A 3233-nucleotide genomic window follows, 5' to 3' on the forward strand; every position below is an offset into this window, starting at 1 on the left:
GACCCGCCGCGGCCGGACGCGTGCGCCGGACGCGTGGGCCCGCCCGGCGCCCGGTGAGCCGCTCCCCGGCCCGCTCGTCCGCCCGACCGCCCCGGCGTTCCCGGGCGTTGTGACGTATGGCACGATGCAGACCTCCCTCCGCCGCCCCTCCCACAGGAGACTCCACGGGTGCAGAACTCCGCCGTCCGCGCTCACGCCCACCACCGGACTCGACCGGTCCACTGGCTCGCCACGGCGGCGGCGCTGGCCGCGGTCATCGCGGGCGCCGCGCTGCTCCAGCCCGACCGCGCCACCGCCACCCCGCCGGGCGGCACGGCGGGCCCGGCACCGGCCCGGACCCCGGCCCCCGCGCCCCATCCCGACGCCGTACCGCTCCCGCTGGAGTGCGCCGGGCGGCCGACCCAGACCACCGCGCGGGCCGCGGGCGACCTCGACGGCGACAGCTCCCCGGAGACCGTGGTCGCCGCCCGCTGCCAGGCGGGCTCCGGCACCCCGCCCAGCGGGCTCTACGTGCTCACCGGCGGCCCCGGCGGCCCCCGGGTGGTCGCCACCCTGATCGACCCCCGGGCACGACAGAACGTGACGGAGCTCGCCGTCCGTGACGGCGTCGTCACGGCCACCGTGCTCGGCTACTCCTCCGACACGGTCCCGCTCTGCTGCCCCGACCTCACCGAACGGACCGCCTGGCACTGGAGGGGCGGCGCCTTCGTCCGTACCGCCCCCTCCGCGCCCGCCGCGGACACGGTCTGAGACACGGCCGCGCCCCCGTATGAGAGGGCGACGGCGCAGACGGAAGAACGAAAGGGCGGGCCCGGCCGGGCCCGCCCTTTCGTATGATCGCGTTCTCGTCAGCTCACCGTACGGAAGTGGTCACTCCGCGTCCGGTCCATAGACCTCGACCCTGTCCGAAACCCGACGTACGTGAATACAGTCGCCCGGGCACTCCTTCGCCGAGTCCACGACGTCCCGCAGCAGCGGCAGCGGCACCGCGGTGGTGGCGCCCGGCTGCTGGAGCAGCTCGTCGTCCGCGCTCTTCACATAGGCGAGCCCGTCGATGTCCAGCTCGAACACATCCGGGGCGTACTGGGCGCAGATGCCGTCCCCGGTGCAGAGGTCCTGGTCGATCCAGACCTCCAGGGCCTCGGTGGCACCATCCGTCGACGACTCCTGCTGCACGCTCATCTCTCCTGCCGTTTTCTTCGTCGGGTGAGGCAAGGTGACGCAAGTCGTGCCAGCCCTGACGGGTGTTGAACGCTTCGACGATACAACCGCCCGCTTTCCGATGTTGATGGGTGGGTATTCCCCTGGCGGGAGGGAGAGCGCAAGGGTGAAGATCGGACACGCCCCAGCCGTCTTTGTGATCTAGGGGTTTCAATCACCACCCGCCCAGGTAGGGTCAGGAAGCGTCCAGCTCCCCTTGGAGGAGGTGAGGACCGTGGCAGCCCACGACGACGACATCAACCGCGGCATCCGGCCGGGGCGGGGGTCTGAGGACCCAGCCGGCCAGGTTGCCTACCTAGAGCAGGAAATCGCCGTCCTGCGCCGCAAGCTCGCCGACTCTCCGCGTCATACGAGGATTCTCGAAGAGCGGATCGTCGAGTTGCAGACGAACCTGGCTGGCGTGTCCGCTCAGAACGAGCGGCTCGCCAACACGCTCCGTGAGGCCCGCGACCAGATCGTGGCCCTCAAGGAGGAGGTCGACCGGCTCGCCCAGCCGCCGGCCGGTTTCGGTGTCTTCCTTCAGGCGAACGAGGAGGGCACCTGCGACATCTTCACCGGGGGCCGCAAGCTCCGGGTGAATGTCAGCCCCAGTGTCGAGCTGGAGGATCTCCGGCGCGGCCAGGAGGTCATGCTCAACGAGGCGCTCAACGTGGTCGAGGCGATGGCCTACGAGCGTGCCGGGGACATCGTCACCCTCAAGGAGATCCTGGAGGACGGCGAGCGCGCCCTGGTCGTCGGCCACACCGACGAGGAGCGGGTGGTCCGGCTCGCCGAGCCCCTGCTGGACATCACGATCCGGCCCGGCGACGCCCTGCTGCTCGAACCGCGCTCGGGCTATGTCTACGAGGTGGTCCCCAAGAGCGAGGTCGAGGAGCTGGTCCTCGAAGAGGTCCCCGATGTCGACTACGACAAGATCGGCGGCCTCGGCGGCCAGATCGAGATGATCCGCGACGCCGTCGAGCTCCCCTATCTCTATCCCGACCTCTTCAAGGAGCACGAGCTCCGCCCGCCGAAGGGCATCCTGCTCTACGGCCCGCCCGGCTGCGGCAAGACGCTGATCGCCAAGGCCGTCGCCAACTCCCTTGCCAAGAAGGTCGCCGAGGTGACCGGGCAGCCCGCGGGGAAGAGCTACTTCCTCAATATCAAGGGCCCCGAGCTGCTCAACAAGTACGTCGGCGAGACCGAGCGCCATATCCGGCTGGTCTTCCAGCGGGCCCGGGAGAAGGCGTCCGAGGGCACCCCCGTGATCGTCTTCTTCGACGAGATGGAGTCCCTCTTCCGTACCCGCGGCTCCGGTGTCAGCTCGGATGTGGAGAACACGATCGTCCCCCAGCTCCTCGCCGAGATCGACGGCGTCGAGGGCCTGGAGAACGTGATCGTGATCGGCGCCTCCAACCGTGAGGACATGATCGACCCCGCGATCCTGCGCCCCGGCCGCCTCGATGTGAAGATCAAGATCGAGCGTCCGGACGCGGAGGCGGCGAAGGACATCTTCGCCAAGTACCTGACCGCCTCGCTGCCGCTGCACTCCGACGACCTGACCGAGCACAACGGGTCCAAGGAAGCCGCCGCCCAGGCCATGATCCAGTCGGTCGTGGAGCAGATGTACGCGGAGTCCGAGGAGAACCGCTTCCTTGAGGTCACCTACGCCAACGGTGACAAGGAAGTCCTCTACTTCAAGGACTTCAACTCCGGGGCCATGATCCAGAACATCGTGGACCGGGCCAAGAAGATGGCGATCAAGGCCTTCCTCGACCACAACCAGAAGGGGCTCCGGGTCGCCCACCTGCTCCAGGCGTGTGTGGACGAGTTCAAGGAGAACGAGGACCTGCCGAACACCACGAACCCCGACGACTGGGCTCGTATCTCCGGCAAGAAGGGCGAGCGGATCGTCTTCATCCGCACCCTGGTCACCGGGAAGCAGGGCGCCGACACCGGCCGCTCGATCGACACGGTGGCGAACACCGGGCAGTACCTGTAATGAGGCCCTCCGGCTGCGGACGCCCCCGGCC

3 protein-coding genes are annotated in these 3233 nt (G+C 69.2%); 2 read left to right on the forward strand and 1 reads right to left on the reverse strand.

The window, feature by feature from the left end; translation table 11 throughout:
• Positions 1–168: 168 nt before the first annotated feature.
• Positions 169–750, forward strand: a complete 582-nt coding sequence (locus tag ACFVIM_RS34245) for a hypothetical protein (RefSeq protein WP_384310049.1) — start codon at positions 169–171, stop codon at positions 748–750.
• Positions 751–870: 120 nt separating this feature from the next.
• Here the strand turns inward: ACFVIM_RS34245 and ACFVIM_RS34250 are convergent, their stop codons facing one another.
• Positions 871–1182 carry a ferredoxin gene (locus tag ACFVIM_RS34250; RefSeq protein ID WP_384310052.1) on the reverse strand — a complete coding sequence of 104 codons (312 nt, stop codon included), beginning with the start codon at positions 1180–1182 and terminating at the stop codon, positions 871–873.
• A gap of 253 nt (positions 1183–1435) precedes the next feature.
• Between ACFVIM_RS34250 and arc the strand changes: the two genes are divergently transcribed.
• Positions 1436–3202 carry a proteasome ATPase gene (arc, locus tag ACFVIM_RS34255; protein ID WP_384310054.1) on the forward strand — a complete coding sequence of 589 codons (1767 nt, stop codon included), beginning with the start codon at positions 1436–1438 and terminating at the stop codon, positions 3200–3202.
• Positions 3203–3233: the final 31 nt, after the last annotated feature.

Source organism: Streptomyces sp. NPDC057638 (assembly GCF_042800315.1).
Lineage (GTDB): Bacteria > Actinomycetota > Actinomycetes > Streptomycetales > Streptomycetaceae > Streptomyces.